This window comes from Gemmatimonadaceae bacterium, from assembly GCA_019752115.1.
In the GTDB taxonomy this organism is placed as follows: domain Bacteria; phylum Gemmatimonadota; class Gemmatimonadetes; order Gemmatimonadales; family Gemmatimonadaceae; genus Gemmatimonas.
Window position 1 is genome coordinate 17,180 of record JAIEMN010000002.1, and the last position, 15,594, is coordinate 32,773.

Annotated in this window: 14 protein-coding genes; 7 read left to right on the top strand and 7 right to left on the bottom strand. The window is 68.6% G+C overall.

The window, feature by feature from the left end:
* Positions 1 to 217 precede the first annotated feature (217 nt).
* From K2R93_00425 to K2R93_00435, 3 genes are read left to right on the top strand one after another with little or no spacing between them, the layout of a single operon-like run.
* A complete protein-coding gene (locus K2R93_00425; GenBank protein MBY0488275.1) occupies positions 218 to 1,444 on the top strand; it encodes a glycoside hydrolase in 1,227 nt (408 codons plus the stop codon).
* A gap of 4 nt (positions 1,445 to 1,448) precedes the next feature.
* Positions 1,449 to 2,558 (top strand): glycosyltransferase family 4 protein, encoded by a 1,110-nt coding sequence (locus tag K2R93_00430; GenBank protein ID MBY0488276.1) that lies wholly within the window; start codon positions 1,449 to 1,451, stop codon positions 2,556 to 2,558.
* Between the two features lie 16 nt (positions 2,559 to 2,574).
* Entirely contained in the window at positions 2,575 to 3,756 is a 1,182-nt protein-coding gene (locus K2R93_00435) for a heparan-alpha-glucosaminide N-acetyltransferase domain-containing protein (GenBank protein ID MBY0488277.1), read from the top strand.
* A 211-nt stretch (positions 3,757 to 3,967) separates the two neighbouring features.
* On the opposite strand, the gene K2R93_00440 is transcribed toward K2R93_00435, so the two are convergent.
* From K2R93_00440 to K2R93_00455, 4 genes are read right to left on the bottom strand one after another with little or no spacing between them, the layout of a single operon-like run.
* Positions 3,968 to 4,465, bottom strand: a complete 498-nt coding sequence (locus K2R93_00440) for an acyl-CoA thioesterase (GenBank protein MBY0488278.1) — start codon at positions 4,463 to 4,465, stop codon at positions 3,968 to 3,970.
* Positions 4,458 to 5,681: a hypothetical protein gene (locus tag K2R93_00445; GenBank protein MBY0488279.1), complete on the bottom strand. Its 1,224-nt coding sequence runs from the start codon at positions 5,679 to 5,681 to the stop codon at positions 4,458 to 4,460. The genes K2R93_00440 and K2R93_00445 overlap by 8 nt, the downstream gene beginning before the upstream one ends.
* Positions 5,682 to 6,938 carry a cysteine desulfurase-like protein gene (locus tag K2R93_00450; GenBank protein ID MBY0488280.1) on the bottom strand — a complete coding sequence of 419 codons (1,257 nt, stop codon included), beginning with the start codon at positions 6,936 to 6,938 and terminating at the stop codon, positions 5,682 to 5,684. It lies immediately after the preceding gene.
* The gene (locus tag K2R93_00455) at positions 6,935 to 7,840 is read right to left on the bottom strand and encodes an NAD(P)-dependent oxidoreductase (protein ID MBY0488281.1); all 906 of its coding nucleotides are present in this window, start codon (positions 7,838 to 7,840) and stop codon (positions 6,935 to 6,937) included. Before K2R93_00455 ends, K2R93_00450 begins: the two co-directional genes overlap by 4 nt.
* 10 nt (positions 7,841 to 7,850) lie before the next feature.
* On the opposite strand from K2R93_00455, the gene K2R93_00460 reads away from it, so the two are divergent.
* The 4 genes from K2R93_00460 to K2R93_00475 all read left to right on the top strand — a co-directional run bounded on the left by K2R93_00460 (position 7,851) and on the right by K2R93_00475 (position 11,633).
* Positions 7,851 to 8,090: a heavy-metal-associated domain-containing protein gene (locus K2R93_00460; protein MBY0488282.1), complete on the top strand. Its 240-nt coding sequence runs from the start codon at positions 7,851 to 7,853 to the stop codon at positions 8,088 to 8,090.
* A 106-nt stretch (positions 8,091 to 8,196) separates the two neighbouring features.
* Positions 8,197 to 9,612, top strand: a complete 1,416-nt coding sequence (gene mgtE / locus K2R93_00465) for a magnesium transporter (protein ID MBY0488283.1) — start codon at positions 8,197 to 8,199, stop codon at positions 9,610 to 9,612.
* Between the two features lie 38 nt (positions 9,613 to 9,650).
* Complete coding sequence (locus K2R93_00470) at positions 9,651 to 10,508, top strand: DMT family transporter (GenBank protein ID MBY0488284.1); 858 nt, start codon at positions 9,651 to 9,653, stop codon at positions 10,506 to 10,508.
* Between the two features lie 108 nt (positions 10,509 to 10,616).
* Positions 10,617 to 11,633, top strand: coding sequence for an NAD-dependent epimerase (locus K2R93_00475; protein ID MBY0488285.1), 1,017 nt, complete (start codon positions 10,617 to 10,619; stop codon positions 11,631 to 11,633).
* A 34-nt stretch (positions 11,634 to 11,667) separates the two neighbouring features.
* On the opposite strand, the gene K2R93_00480 is transcribed toward K2R93_00475, so the two are convergent.
* The 3 genes from K2R93_00480 to glgB form a co-directional block, all read right to left on the bottom strand.
* On the bottom strand, positions 11,668 to 12,216 hold the full coding sequence (locus K2R93_00480) for a hypothetical protein (protein ID MBY0488286.1): 549 nt from the start codon (positions 12,214 to 12,216) through the stop codon (positions 11,668 to 11,670).
* A 120-nt stretch (positions 12,217 to 12,336) separates the two neighbouring features.
* On the bottom strand, positions 12,337 to 13,080 hold the full coding sequence (locus K2R93_00485) for an SURF1 family protein (GenBank protein ID MBY0488287.1): 744 nt from the start codon (positions 13,078 to 13,080) through the stop codon (positions 12,337 to 12,339).
* A complete protein-coding gene (glgB, locus tag K2R93_00490; protein ID MBY0488288.1) occupies positions 13,077 to 15,575 on the bottom strand; it encodes a 1,4-alpha-glucan branching protein GlgB in 2,499 nt (832 codons plus the stop codon). Before glgB ends, K2R93_00485 begins: the two co-directional genes overlap by 4 nt.
* Between the last annotated feature and the right edge of the window lie 19 nt (positions 15,576 to 15,594).

Sequence of the window (15,594 nt, forward strand, 5' to 3'; positions counted from 1 at the left end):
AACAGCACCGGTGGCACGCGCGCCCTGACCCCTTCGCCGAGTGGCGAAATCTTAATGACGCGGTACTGCCGGCCCGCTGCATTTCATGACACCTGACGATTGACCGCCCCTACGGATTCGGCGACGTTACAGCCGTTGTCGGTGCCCTCACACCGGCGGCCCTCGCCGTCCCGCTCAACGGCTCCCCTCATCGATCCGCATGCCTAGGCTCTGCCGAGTGATCCGCCGCGACGCGGACCGCCCGACCGTGAATACGCTCGTTCGTGCCCCGGGTCAGGTCCTTGCCGGGGGGCTGCTGTCGACCCTGCTGCTGGCGTGCGCCGGCGCCGGCGAGATGCCGACGGCACCGTCGACGCTCGTCGCGAACACCTCCGCCGAGGTCACGGGCGCACTGCCCGCCCTGACGAGCGAGAACGTGTTCCAGCGCGGCGTGGCCGCGATGAGCATCCCTACGTATGACGGGTCGGGCGAGGCGGTTCATCCCGACGTGGTGAGCTTTCCCGAGGCATGGAACGGTTTCCGCTACTGGAGCGCGTTCACACCGTACAAGAACAGCGCGATCACGCTCGAGAATCCGTCGCTGCTGGGCAGCCAGGATGGCCGTCGGTGGGAGAGCCCCACATCGAGCTTTGCACCGCTCGTGAAGGCGTCGCACGGGCATCTGTCCGACCCGGACATGATCTTCGAGCGCGCCAGTCGCCAGCTGTGGATGTACTATCGCGAAGTCGAACTGCAGGGCGGCAAGCCCGGCGGGGCGCATGTCGCCGATCACATCTGGTTGACGCGCAGCAGCGATGGGCGCCAGTGGGACACGCCCGTCGAGCTGTTTGCCGATAAAGGCAAGTACGTGGTGTCGCCGAGCATCGTGCAGCACCCGACCGATGGGTTTCAGCTCTTCGCCGTGGATGCGGGCACGGGCGGCTGCAACGCCGCGACCACGCGCCTGGTCCGGCGCCAGTCGGCCGATGGGCTTACGTGGAGCGACGCCAAGGCGGTGCGCTTCACGCAGACCGGCTTTCAGCCGTGGCATCTCGACGTACAGTATGTCGCCGATCGCGGCGAGTACTGGGCCTTCGTGGTCGCCTACCCCACGGGCAAGGGGTGCCACGCGAGCAGCCTGTTCCTCGCCACGAGCCGTGATGGCGAGACATGGACCACGTATCCACGTCCGATCCTCGCCCCGCGAGAGTTCGCGGCGTTCGGGACGACGGTCTATCGGTCCACGTTCGCGGCCGAGGGTGACTCGGTCAGCATCTGGTACAGTGGGGCGCGGCAGACGCGGCGCGGGACGCGCGCGCGCGGCGCCGTGCTGCAGTGGAGCCTCGCGGCGGCGCGAACCAGCGTGGCAACGTTGTTCACCCGCGTGGCCGACAAGTCGGGACTCACGCGCCTCTCGCTGGCCCCGGCCGCGGGCGCGGCCGTCGTCGGCGTCACCCCTCCCTGATCGCATGCTGAGCGAGGCGCGCGCGTCGCTGCGCCTCCTGTTCGTCGCGACGTTGCCGGAACCCGGCGGCGCCTGCACGCACACGACGAACCTGGTCGCGGCGCTGGTGCAGGCGGGGCACGCGGTGACCGTCGTCGCCACTCCGGGGCGCGGCGTATGGGACGAGCTCGAGCCGCATCCGCGGCTCACGCGCGTCGCCGCCACCTTTCGCACCGCCTTCGACGCCGAGGCGAGCGCCGTCGTGGCGCGTGAACTGCGCAGCGCGCGGTTCGATCAGGTGTTCGCGGTCTTCGAGCAGGATTACTGGGGCACGCTGCGGGTCGCGCGTCGCGAACGGGTCCCCAGTGCGTTCTTCCTGCATCACGCGGGCATGAAGCGCACCAATCGCCTCCTGCTGCCCTTCGTGCGTCCCACGTACATCGTACCGTCGGAGGATCTGCGCGACTGGATCGTGGCGCGACGTACTCCACGTCGGCGCGTGCAGGTGCTGGCCAATCCGATCGACACGCACGCTTTCGCGCCGGATGCAGCGGCACGCACCGCCGCACGCGCGGCGTTCGGCTTTGCCGATGACGATGTGGTCGTGGGATTCGTGGGGCGTCTCGAGTTCAACAAGGGCATCGTCCCCTTCGCCGAGGCGCTGAACGCGGCGATGCGGGAGCACGCCACGCTGCGCGCCCTGTGGATCGGCAGTGGCCGGCGCGAAGCGGAGGTGGATGCGATCATCGCGCAGGCGCCCGATCGGAGGCGTCACGTGCGCGAACCGTGGACGCGTGACGTGCGCGCCGCCTACCACGCGATGGATCTGCTGGCCCTGCCGAGCACGGGGCGCGAGTCGTTCGGTCGGGTGCTCGCCGAAGCCCAGAGCTGCGAAGTGCCGGTGCTGGGGAGCGCGATCGGTGGCATCCCGACCGCCATGGCGGCGGGGGTGAGCGGAGAGCTGGTAGCCCCGGGTGACGTGACCGCCTGGGCGCGCGCGCTGACGGCACTGGCCAACGATCCGACTCGGCGCTCGGCGATGGGACGCGCCGGGCGGCTGTTCGTGCAGACCCACTTTGACCGCGCGGTGATTGCCGAACAGCTCGTGCGTTTCGTGCGCGCGACCGTACGTTGAGCGGATGCCGACGCCGGTGAGCTCTACCCTACGCCCCGCGCGCGAACGCCTCGCGTCGGTGGATGTCTTTCGCGGGGTGACGATCGCCGGCATGCTGCTCGTGAACAATCCCGGTTTGCCGGACACCGTGCCCGCTCCGCTCGCGCACAGCCCGTGGAACGGCTGCACGTTCGCCGACCTGGTCTTCCCGGCCTTTCTTGTGGTGCTGGGCGTCACCACGCAGCTCGCGTATGTGCGCGGTGGACCGATAGCCCCGGCGCGACCGATCTGGCGACGCGCGGGCTTGCTGTTCCTCGCCGGGGTGCTGCTCAACGCCTACCCGTTCTTCGAGAACCGGGTGACGGCCGGGCCGGCCTGGTTACCGGTGCCGCTGGCGCACGTGGTGGCGCGCTTCGCCTCGCTGCGCGTACTGGGTGTGCTGCAGCGCATCGGGCTGGTCTATCTGGCGGTGGCCCTGATGCGCCGCCGCTGTTCGACGCGCGCGCTGGCAGTCGTGACCGTGGCGATCCTGGCCGCGTACGCGGTCCTGCTCGCCGTGACCACACCCACGCTCCTCCCACCCGAGGCGACCTGGCCGGTGCGCATGGATCAGGCGCTGCTCAACTGGGAACCGCTGGGCCTGGGCTGGCATCTCTGGGATCGCGGGAAGCCCTACGACCCGGAAGGACTGCTCTCCACACTGCCCGCGATTGCTACTGGCCTCTTGGGCGTCCTCGCCGGCGTTGAGCTTACCGCATCGCGCGCGCTTGCTGATCGCGTGCAGCGGCTGGCGCTCGGCGGTGCGCTGCTCATCGCGATTGGCCTCGCGTGGACCTACGTGGTGCCACTCAACAAACCGCTCTGGTCGAGCTCCTACGCCGTCTTTTCCGCCGGCACCGCGTGGTGCGGCCTTGCCGCCGCGGCCTGGCTGACCGACCTCGCGCCACGCCCGGCGCTCACGGCGCCCTGGCTGGTGTTCGGCACCAATCCGTTCGTGATGTACATGGGCAGCGAACTGCTGGCGAACGTGCTGCGCTCATCGATCAAGTGGCGTGTGGACGGTGTGCGTCTGTCCACCGGCGGCACGATCGCCACGCTGCTCGAGCGACTCGGTGCCCCCGCGCCGCTCGCCTCACTCGCGTGGGCGGTGCTCTTCACCCTGCTCTGCTGGTTCGCCGTGCGCCCGCTGTATCGGCGGGGACGGTTCATTACGCTCTGATGCGCTCGAGCGGACCCGCGAGATTGGGGGATTGATTGGGATTCTTTGGATAAAAGAAACAGCACAGGGGATTGCATGGATTTCACGGATTCCGCGGATGAGATCCGTGAAATCCTCAAGATCCGCGAAATCCATGCATGCTGTTGCTGTTATCCGCGAAATCCATTCGCTCTGTTATCCGCGAATTCCATTCGCTCCGTTATCCGCGGAATCAGCTGGGCGTCTCGCGCGCCTCGGCCTGGCGCTCTTCGAGCCGGCGGCGGCGGCGGTTCTGGGCGGCGTCGTAGCGGCGGCGCTGCTCTTCGGTTTCGGGCGCGACGGGCGAGATGGGCACGGGCCGGCCGTTGCGATCGATGGCGACGAAGGTGAGGTAGCAGGTGTTCGTGTGTCGGCGCTGCCCGGAGATGAGATCTTCGGCCTCGACGCGCACCCCCACTTCCATGCTCGTGGTGCCTACGAAGTTCACGCTGGCCTTGCACGTGACCAGATCGCCCACGTGGATCGGCTCGCGGAAGTCCACGCGATCGATGCTGGCGGTGACGCACGCCGTGCGCGCGTGACGGAATGCCGACACGGCCGCCGCCTTGTCCACCATGGCCATGATCGCGCCGCCGAACGCGTGCCCCAGGATGTTGGCATCGTGGGGCATGATGAGTTCACTCGTCTCGTGCTGGGAGGCGGAGACGGGACGGGGAGCACGATCAGTCATGACGAGTCCGAATGAAGCGAGTGGCCGCGCGGGCGTGCGGAACGGTCGGGGTGGCGGGGCGCTGATAGACGGCCCGCTGCGCCATGCCATCGAGCGCGGCCGACACATCGAACGTGCGCGCCAGCGCGGAGCGGCCCGCGCTGTCGAGTGGCGGATCATCGAGGGCGATGAGCTGATAGGCGGGCGAGCCAACGGTACTCACCGGCCACTCCTTGGCCGTGACGCCGGTGCCCATGAGCACGAGGGCGAGCGCGTCGCCATCGGCGGAGGGGCGCGCCATGACGTCATACCGCCCACGTGACCAGCGCACGCGCGAGGAATCCGCGGTCCAGGTGGGGAGCGTCGCGCGCACCGCCGCCCACCAGCCCGGCGCCGTGACCTTGAGCGGCGGCAGATGCAGCGCGAGCGCCTCACCATCCGCACTCTTACCCGGCACCATGAAGGCGATGGCCGGCTCACGGCCGAGATCGGTGATACCGAAGCTCGAGGAATCGAAGACGAAGCTTCCGAGTGTTTCGACCGCCGCGGCAGCGCGTTCATCACCGCCCTGCCCGGCCGTGCGAATCGAATCCGTGAGGCGCGCGAGCGACTGCTGCGCCTCGGCGATCACCCGCTGCGCCTCCGGCGCCCCGAGCAAGTCGGCCACCCGCATGAGACGCCCACTCCGGACATCTACCACGAACCGGCGCCCTTCGTGCCGATGGGGCGGGCCGCCGTCGATGTCCACGTTGAGCAGGTGCTCGAAAGTGAGATACGGCCCGTGCACGTCGAGAATCTCGATCTCATCGTGCACCATCGTGCGCGGATCGTCCTCGAGCTGTTCGTCGTTCGGATCGATCTCGGTCTCGTTCGGATGCGCGGTCCGCCACGACCGCAGCTCGCGCAGCACCGTGCTGTCGCCGAACAGCCGCACGCTGTCGCGGCCGCCGAGCGCGCGCGCCCAGAGCTGCGAGGAGGCGAACGAGGCGTCCACATACTCGGCGCCATCATCGCTCAGAAAGACTTCGAACAGCTTACCGTCAACCTGCGTGAGCAGAATCGGCGCGCTGCGCACACGGAGCCCGTCGGCGCTCGAGTGCACCCAATACGTCGAGTCCCCCGCCGCAAAGAGGAACTCGGCGCGCGGCATCGCCGTGGCCGGATTGGGCGACTCGCCCTTGCAGGCCGCCAGCAGCGCCAGGGCTGCGAGCGCCACCGCGCCGACGCGATGCCGCATTCAGCGGGCCCCGCGCACGAGCGCCTGCACGCCGTCGATGAGCCACTCCACTTCGTCGGGCGACGTGTAGCAGCTGCAACCGGCGCGCACGAGGCCTTCCTCGGCGACGCCGAGCTTGCGGGCCACGGTGGTCGCATAGAAATCGCCGTTCGAGACGTACACGCCGCGCGGCACGAGAAAGCGCGCCACCGCTTCCGACGGATGGCCGGCCACACGGAACGAGATGGTGGGCGTGCGCGGCGTGCCGGGACGCGGACCGTGACAGGTCACGCCCTCGATCGCCGAAAGCCCATCCCACAGGCGCGCCAGCAGCGCCTCGCCGCGCTCGTGCAGGCCGTGCATGGCGCGCGCGAGGCGCTCACGGCGCGAGCCCGTGAAGCCACCCAGGCTCGCAAGGAACTCCACCGCAGCCGCCGCCCCCACGATGCCTTCGTGATTCTGGGTGCCCGTCTCGAGAATCTCCGGGACCCAGTCCGGCGCCGGCTCGAGGCGCGGAACATCCAGTGCCGCGACCGCGTCGGTGCGTCCGTAGACCACGCCCACGTGCGGGCCGTAGAACTTGTAGGCGCTGCACAGCAGGAAATCGCAGCCGATCGCCTGGACGTCCACCAGCGCATGCGGCGCGTAGTGCACGGCATCCACCACGGTGAGCGCGCCGGCGGCCTTCGCCGTGCGTACGATCTGCGCCACATCACTGATGGTCCCGGTGATGTTCGACGCCGCGCCCACGGCCACGACCTTCGTGCGCGGCGAGAGCAGACGCTCGAGCGCCCCCGCCTCATGGCGATACGTGGTCAGATCGAGCGGCAACCACTTGAGCACCACGCCACGCTCCTTCGCGAGCGCCTGCCACGGCGCCACGTTCGCGTGGTGATCGAGCTCGGTGATGATGATCTCGTCGCCCGCCTGCAGCCCGCGACCGATCGCCCGCGCCACGTGAAACAGCAACGTGGTCATGTTGGCGCCGAACGCGATCTCACCCGGACCGGCGCCCAGGAAGTCGCCCAGCGTCTCGCGCGCCTGCGCGAGGAGCGCGTCGGTTTCGGCGCTGGTGGGATAGACCCAATGCGTGTTGGCGTTGTGATGGAGGAGGTAGTCGGACATCGCGTCCACCACGCGACGCGGCACCTGCGTGCCGCCCGGCCCGTCGAAGTACGCCACCGGGTGCCCCTGCTCCACCCGGGCGAGCGCCGGGAACTGGGCGCGGATATCGGCGAGCGGCAGCACCGACTCCTCAGCCGCGACGAGCGTGCTCATGATGCGCTCCGGCCGCCGACCTTCGCCCCGCCCTGCCGCTCGACCACCTGCACCGCTTCCACGTGGTCCGCCTCCTCGCCAAGCTCGCCATGCGCCAGGCGGAAGAGTTCCGCCGTGAGCTGGAGCAGCGGGCTCGGCACTTTCTGTTCGCGCGCCAGATCGGCGGCGATGCCCACGTCCTTGTCGAGCAGCGCCAACCGGAAGGTGCGCGGGAAGGCCCGCGTCAGTACGCGCTCCGGGAACAGATTCATGCTGGCGTTCGAGCGGCCGCTCGAGGTGTTGATCACGTCGAGCGCGATCTCGCTCTTCACGCCGGCCTTTTCGAGGGCCACGAGCCCTTCGGCGGTCCCCCAGATGTGCATCGCCAGGAGCGCATTGTTGACCGCCTTGAGGGCATCACCGGCGCCCACGGCGCCGCAGTGCACGATGCGCTTGCCGAAGCGCTCGAGCACCGGGCGGACGCGTTCGAGCGTTGCCTCATCGCCGCCAATCATGACCGTGAGCGCGCCCGCTTCGGCGCCGCTCACCCCACCGCTCACCGGCGCGTCGAGAAAGCCGATGCCGCGCTCGGCCAGCCGCGCGGCCATGCGGCGCGACGTCGCGCTGTCGCCCGAGGTGCAGTCCACCAGCACGCTGCCGGCCGGCATCGTGGCCAGCAGCCCGTCGGGGCCATCGAGCAGGGCTTCGACATCCCGCGAGACGGGCAGGCAGGTCACGACCACGTCACGATCGCGCCCGGCCTCCGCGGGGGTTGGGGCCACGCGGGCGCCGGTCGCGGCCGCGAAGGCCTCGGCCTTGGCGCCGGTGCGGTTCCAGACGACGAGATCGAGATCGGCCGCAGCAAGGTGCCGGGCCATCGGGGTGCCAATGGCACCCAATCCGAGAAAGGCGACGCGAGTCATAGATTGAAAGATGCCACGCCAACGCATCCACGTGGAGATCGAGGGACTGATTGCCGTGCACGCCGTCCGGGCCGTCAGGACGGCGCTCGCGGCGGTGCCCGGCATAGAGCAGGCCGACGTCTCCATGCAGGGCGCCGTGCTGGAGACGAGCGCCCCCGTGTCCGAGGCGGCCCTCCGGGAGGCACTCGGCCTGGCCGGTGTGGCGCTCCGGTCCATGCGCATCGAACGGGGCGGTCTCCCCCTGCTCTGACCCGCGCGCCGCGAGGCGTGCGCCCTCGGGAACGCGACCGCGTGTGAAGGGTTTGTGCGGGCAGGCCCCCGTACTAACTTGCCGCCAGCCCGCAGCCCCTTCGCCGATGACGCCTCGCGCCAAAGAAGACCGGCCGCTTGCGGCGCTGATCGTGCCGGACCTTCTCGAGCTGCTCGAGGAGCATCCGGAGAGCATCGGTCCGCAGACGGAAGAGATGCACCCGGCCGACCTCGCCGACGTGGCCGAGGCCCTGCCGGAGGCACAGGTGCGCGCGTTCCTCGCGGCCCTCCCCAAGGAGCGCGCCGCCGAGGTCATGGAGTACCTCGACGAAGACCTGCGTACGATGGTCCTCGAGGAGCTGCCGGCCGAGGAAGCCGCCGAAATCGTCGCCGAGATGGACCCCGACGAGCGTGCCGACGCGCTCGACGATCTCGACGAGGACGTGGCCGAGGACATCCTCGAGCAGCTCGAGCCGGAGGACAAGGCCGAGACCGAGCGGCTGCTCGAGTACGACCCGTACACCGCCGGTGGTCTCATGACCACCGAGTTCGTGTCGGTGCTCGAGTCGCTCACCGTGGAGGAGTCGCTGCGCAGCGTGCGCGCGATGGCCAAGGCGGGCCGCCGCGAGGCGATGTACACGATCTATACGACCGATGCGACCGGCCGCCTCCGCGGCGTGCTGTCGCTGCGCGAACTGCTGGCGGCGCCGGAAGGGTCGCGCATCAGCGAGCACGCGTGGACCGAGGTGGTCAGCGTCAGCCCCGACACCCCGCAGGAAGAGGTGTCGCAGGTGACGTCGAACTACGACCTCGTGGCGCTCCCGGTCGTGGATATAAACAAGCGACTGCTGGGCGTGGTCACGGTCGACGACGTCATCGACGTCATCCAGGAAGAGCAGACCGAAGACGCCCAGAAGTTCGGTGGTATGGAGGCGCTCGAAGAGCCCTACATGGACATCAGCCTGTGGCAGAACGTGCGCAAGCGCGGCGGCTGGCTGTCCATTCTGGCGATCAGCGAGATGCTGACGGCGTCGGCGATGACGTACTACCAGACCGAGATCGACAAGGCCACAATGCTGGCGCAGTTCATTCCGCTCATCATGAGCTCGGGCGGTAACTCCGGGTCGCAGGCCACGTCGCTCATCATCCGCGCCATGGCGCTGGGTGAAGTGCGCCTGCGCGACTGGTGGCGCATCATTCTGCGCGAGCTGCCGGCCGGTATCATTCTCGGGAGCATCCTCGGCGTGCTGGCCATCACGCGCATTCTCACGTGGCACACGCTCGGGCTCTACGATTACGGCCCGCACTATGTGCTCGTAGCCATCGCGATCGGGCTGTCGCTGGTGGGCGTGGTGACCTTCGGGTCGCTCACCGGCTCGATGCTGCCCTTCGTACTCAAGCGCCTCGGCTTCGACCCGGCGAGCGCGTCGGCGCCCTTCGTGGCCACGCTGGTGGACGTCACCGGCATCAGCATCTACTTCAGCGTCGCGTATCTCGTGCTGCACGGGACGGTGCTCAACTGAGCACGCCGGCGTATACCACCACCGCGCCGTCGGCGCTGTTGCGTGGCACGTTGGCGGTGGTGGTCAGCGCCTGTTGCTTCGGTTCGATCTCGCCACTCACCGTGGTGGCGACGGGCCATGGCATGGCCCTCGAAACGATCCAGACGTGGCGCTACGTCACCACCGCGGTGATCCTCGTCGGGACCGGGCTCGTGGTCCGGCAGCCGCCGCGCGCACCGGGCGTCGCGCCGTGGTTCACGCCCCGTATCCTGCTGATCGCCGGCGGTGGGCAGGCGGCGGTGGCGACCCTCGCGCTGCTGGCGCTGCGGTGGCTCCCGGCAGCCACGGCCAGCTTTCTCTTCTACACCTTTCCGGCGTGGGTGGCGGTGATCACCGCCGTGCGCGGAATCGAACCCCTCGAACGCCGTCGGCTCCTCGCGCTGGGGATCGCCCTCACCGGGATCGCCGCGATGGTGGGCGCCCCGGCTGCCGCGTCGCTCTCGCCGGTTGGGGTCGGCGTCATTCTGGCGGCGGCGCTGGTGTATGCGCTGTACATCCCGGTGCTCTCCACGCTGCAGGCGCAGCGCGAAGCGCTCGATGTGTCGCGCGCCATCGCCGTGGGCGGCGCGCTCCTCTTTGCGACGTGGGCCGCGGCGACCGGCACGCTCTTTTCCCCTCCCGATGCCACGGCCCTGGGCGCGAGCCTGCTGCAGGGGGTGCTGTCGGCCGGGTCCTTCCTCGGTTTTCTGGCCGGCCTGCGGGTGCTGGGGCCGGTCCGCACCGCGATCACCAGCACGGTCGAGCCCTTCTGGACGACCATGCTGGGCGTGGTGCTGTTGGGGCAGCCGGTCGGCCTCGGTACCGTCCTGGGCGGCCTCGCCATCATGACCGCGGTCATCTTGCTGCAGCGTCGCTAACCCCAACGCCGCCGCCGGGTCGCTGACCTTGGCGGCGGCTGGCTCGTCCTTGTCGGGCGCCATCGTGTGGATGTCGCCGGTGGTGTCTCACCCTTGTCTGCTCTTTCCATGGCCAAGATTCTGGTCACCGGCGCTGCCGGCTTCATCGGTTCGCACACGAGTCAGCGCCTGCTGGCGCGCGGCGATGAGGTCGTTGGCCTCGACAATGTGAATGACTATTACGACCCGACGCTCAAGGAGGCCCGTCTGGCGCGCCTCACGTCGCAGCCCGGGTTCCGCTTCGTGCGCCTGGAGTTGGGCGACCGCGCGGGGATGGACGCGCTCTTCAAGACCGAGCGCTTCGACAAGGTGATTCACCTCGCGGCGCAGGCGGGGGTGCGCTACTCGCTCACCAATCCGCACGCGTACGTGGACAGCAACCTCGTGGGGTTCATGAACATCCTCGAGGGATGCCGGCACCATGGCGTGCAGCATCTCACCTATGCGTCGAGCTCGAGCGTGTATGGTGCGAACACGGCGATGCCCTTCTCGGTGCACCAGAACGTCGATCATCCGCTGTCGCTGTACGCGGCCACGAAGAAGGCCAATGAGCTGATGGCGCACACGTACAGCCATCTGTATCAGCTGCCGACCACCGGCCTGCGCTTCTTCACGGTGTACGGCCCGTGGGGGCGCCCGGACATGGCGCTCTTCCTCTTCACGAAGGCGATTCTCGAAGGGAAGCCGATCGACGTGTTCAATCACGGCCAGATGCGCCGCGACTTCACGTACATCGACGACATCGTCGAAGGGGTGATCCGCACGAGCGATCACACCGCGCCGCCGAATCCCGCGTGGGATTCCAACGCGCCCGATCCGGCCACGAGCAAGGCGCCGTACCGCATCTACAACATCGGCAACAACAATCCGGTGGAGCTGATGCACCTCATCAGCACGCTCGAACAGTGCCTTGGCCGCACGGCCACGAAGAACATGCTGCCGCTGCAGGCGGGTGATGTGCCGGCGACGTATGCGAATGTGGATGCCCTCGTCGAGGACGTCGGCTTTCAGCCGGCCACGCCGATCGAGACGGGGGTCGCGCGCTTCGTGAACTGGTACAAGGAGTACTACCAGATCGGCGACTGAGCGGCCGCCGATAGCGGTCGCCGATGGCGATCGCTTACCAGTAGAGCCCGACGAACCGCTTGCCGGTGGGCGACATCACGAGCGCCGGCCCGGGGAGGCGAACCGTGTGCAGGAGCTGCTTCACGGCCACCCAGGCGCGGTTGTTCCCCGGCAGGCGCGCGGCATCGAGATCGAGACCGATGGCGTACTCCGAGCCCAACGGCCCATCGGTGATGCGACGGCCCACCGACAACCGCACGGGCGACGGCCAGGCCTGCGCCGCGCGCGCAGGGAGCAGATCGTGCACGTTCGTCGAGAGCCACACCGACGATCGGCTGTCATAGGTGCGGGCCCCGCGCGGGCCGCGGCGCACGAACATGCTGCGGGGCGCCGTGGAGAAGCTCGGCGTGATGGTGCCGATCACCCCCTCGAGCGCCGGGAGTGACGGGGCGTCGCGATGCGCCGGGGCATCCGGCTCCTGCGACCACGTCTTGAGCGGGGTCACGAGCGACAGGCCGATGGCGGCGAGCGCATGGCCCAGCACCCGGGCGGGGTGACGGGCGGAGTGCGTGAGGGATCCGAGGAGACGGGCGGCGGAGGTCATGCCCGGAGCTAGGGCAACCGTCGTGCCACAGCTGAGTTCGCCTGTATCCCTCTAGAGTAACGCCAGCATGGCGAGCTCAACCGTAGTCGCATGCCCGCAACTGCTGCGGCCGCGCAACAGTCACCCGACGTTTTCTGATCGCCGAGGGCGGCGCCCCGCGCCGGTGGCGAAGAAGCCGTAGCCGACCAGGAAGACCGTCGCGAAGCCGAACCACTGGAGCGCATAGGAGAGATGCGGCCCGTCGGTGATGGCGGGCGGCGGCACCCGGGCCGGACGCGTCACATCGCGGACGGTCGTGTCCCCCAGGGCCAGCAGGACGAAGGGGGCCAGCGGGGCGCCGGTGATCGCCGACAGGGTGTCCCGGTCGAGGGTCCGCACGGCCGTCGCCAGCGACGGCAGGCGGACGGTTCCCGGCTTGGTCACCGTGAAGGAGGTAATGAGCCCCTCGAGCGCGAGCGTGTCCCCTTCGCGGGCCTTGGCGTGATCGATCGTGCGCCCGTCGGCCGCATACACATAGCCGCGCAGCAGCAGCACCGCGGTGTCGCCCCAGTCGGCATCGAGTGGGCGCACTGGTGTGAGCAGATACACCCCGGGCGAGCCCGCCTGCGACCGCGTGGCATACACCGCTTCGTGCGCATAGTCGGCCACACCGCGCAGGGTGGCCCGCCGCCAATGCGTGGCCGTGGTGTCTTCCGCGCGGAGCGCACTCACACTCACCGCGGGCATCGCGCCGCGCGCGATCATCACCGCGTTCTTCGCCCGGCGTTCCTGCAAGCGCGACAGCTGCCAGATCCCCAACCGGACACACACCGCCGACGCGACCACGGTGAGCACGCCAAAGACGATCATCCGCGCGCGCGTCATGTCTTGGGCGTGCGCGTGGTGGGCTTGGTCGTGGGCGTCGAGGGCGACGTCGCCGGCTTCGGGTCCTTCGCCGCTTTCGGTTCCTTCGCCGCTTTCGGCTCCTTGGCCGGCTTCGGTGCCTTGGTCGGCTTCGGCTCCTTGATCGGCTTCGCCTCCTTCACCGGTTTCGGTTCCTTCGCTGGCTTCACCGCCTTCGTCGCCTTGGCCGGCTTCGTGCCCTCCCGGCCCTTCGTGCCCTTTCGCCCGGCAGTGGCGGTTTTCGTTGCCACGGCCGTCTCAGCAGTCGGCACGACAACCGGCGGTGTCAGGCGCGGTCCGTCGAACACCAGCATCGCCAACGGCGGTAGCGCCACCACGATGCTCTGCGCGAAGCCGTGATACGGCACCGCCTCCGTCTCAGCCTCGACCTCCACCGGATACCCACTCCCCGCGAACTCCGGTGCATCGGAGTTGAGCACCAGCGTGTAGCGCCCCGCACTCGGCACGCCGAGCCGATAGCCCGGGCGCGGCACCGGGGTGAGGTTGAGCGCCACCACCGCGTGCGCCTCGCCATCTAGGCGCGCATACGAATACACGCTCTTCTCGCGGTCGGCCACATCGATCCAGCGATAGCCGGCGGGATCATGATCCAGACGCCAAAAGGCTGAGCGCTCGCGATACATCGCGCCAAGCGCCGCCATGTACTCCAGCAGACCACGGCGCGACGGATCTTCGAGCAGGTGCCACTCGAGACTCACGTCGTGATTCCACTCGTGATAGCTGCCGAGCTCCGTCCCCATGAAGAAGAGGCTCTTCCCCGGACGCGTGACCGAATAGCCGATCAGCGCGCGCAGGTTCGCGAGCTGCTGCCACGCATCGCCGGGCATGCGCCCCAGCAGCGACTTCTTGAGATGCACCACTTCGTCGTGCGAGAGCGGATTGACGAACTTCTCGCTCCACTCGTACCAGATCGCGAACGTCAGCTTGTCGTGCGCTCCCTTCCGGAAGAAGGGGTCGATCTTGAAGTAGTCGAGGGTGTCATGCATCCACCCCATGTTCCACTTGAAGGTGAACCCCAGTCCGCCTTCACTGATCGGGTGCGTGACCTTGGGCCACGCCGTGCTTTCCTCGGCGATCGTCACCACACCCGGATACAGCGAGTGCACGGCGTGGTTGAGCTGCTTGAGGAAGCTCACCGCCTCGAGGTTCTCCCGCCCGCCGTACTGATTGCGGAGCCACTGGCCGGCCTCGCGTCCGTAGTCGAGATACAGCATCGAGGCCACGGCATCCACGCGGAGTCCATCGATGTGGAACTCCTCAATCCAGTACAGCGCATTCGCCACGAGGAAGTTGCGCACCTCGTGCCGTGCGTAGTTGAAGATGTGCGTCCCCCACTCGGGATGATCGCCGAGCCGTGGATCCTCGTGCTCGTACACGGCCGTGCCGTCAAAGCGGCGCAGCGCCCAATCATCCTTGGGAAAGTGGGCCGGCACCCAGTCGAGGAGCACGCCGATCCCCTGCTGATGCAGCGTGTCCACGAGGAAGCGGAAATCATCGGGGGTGCCGAAGCGCGAGGTAGGGGCGTAGTAGCCGCCGACCTGATAGCCCCACGAGCCGCCGAAGGGGTGTTCCTGCACCGGCAGCAGCTCCACATGCGTAAAGCCAAGGCGGCGCACGTGGTCTGCCAACCTCGGCGCGATCTCGCGATAGGTGAGCGTGCGGTTGTTCTCGCCGCGCATCCACGAGCCCAGATGGACCTCGTACACCAGCATCGGCTCACGCTGCGGATCGGCTTCGGCGCGCTGCGTCAGCCACCCGCCATCATTCCAGTCGTACGTGCGCGGGGCCTGCACGATCGACGCGTAGCCCGGGCCCTGCTCCAACTTGAAGGCGTATGGGTCCGTCTTGATGCGAATCGCGCCACTCGCCGTGCGGATCTCGTACTTGTAGAGCGCGCCGTCATGAATACCGGGGACGAACAGCTCGAAGACGCCGCTGGCGCCGAGCAGGCGCATGGTGTGCGCCCGTCCATCCCACTGATTGAACGGCCCGATGAGCGACACGCGCGACGCATTCGGCGCCCACACCGCGAAGGCCGTGCCCTCCACGCCATCGAGCGTGCACGGATGCGCGCCCAGCTTCTCCCACAGACGCAGATGCCGCCCTTCGTTGAAGAGATGGAGATCCATCTCGCCGAGGGTGGGCAGGAAGCGATAGGGATCGTCGCACTCCTCGACCTCACCGGTGTCCCACGTGACCACGAAGCGATAGCGCAGGGGGACCTGCCGATCACTCAGGAACGCCGCATGGATGCCGTAGGCGTCCCGCTCCATGGGGGTCACGTGCTCGCCGAGCTTCACCGCCACCGCGCGGGCGCGCGGGAGCCACGCGCGGATCACGACACCGGAGACGCCATCCACCTGCGCGGCGTGGGCGCCGAGGATGTCGTGCGGCGCAACGGAATCGCCGCGCACCAATCGGGCGGCGGCCTGGGCGGAGACGGGAGGCACGGTCATGTTACAGAAAATAGCGACC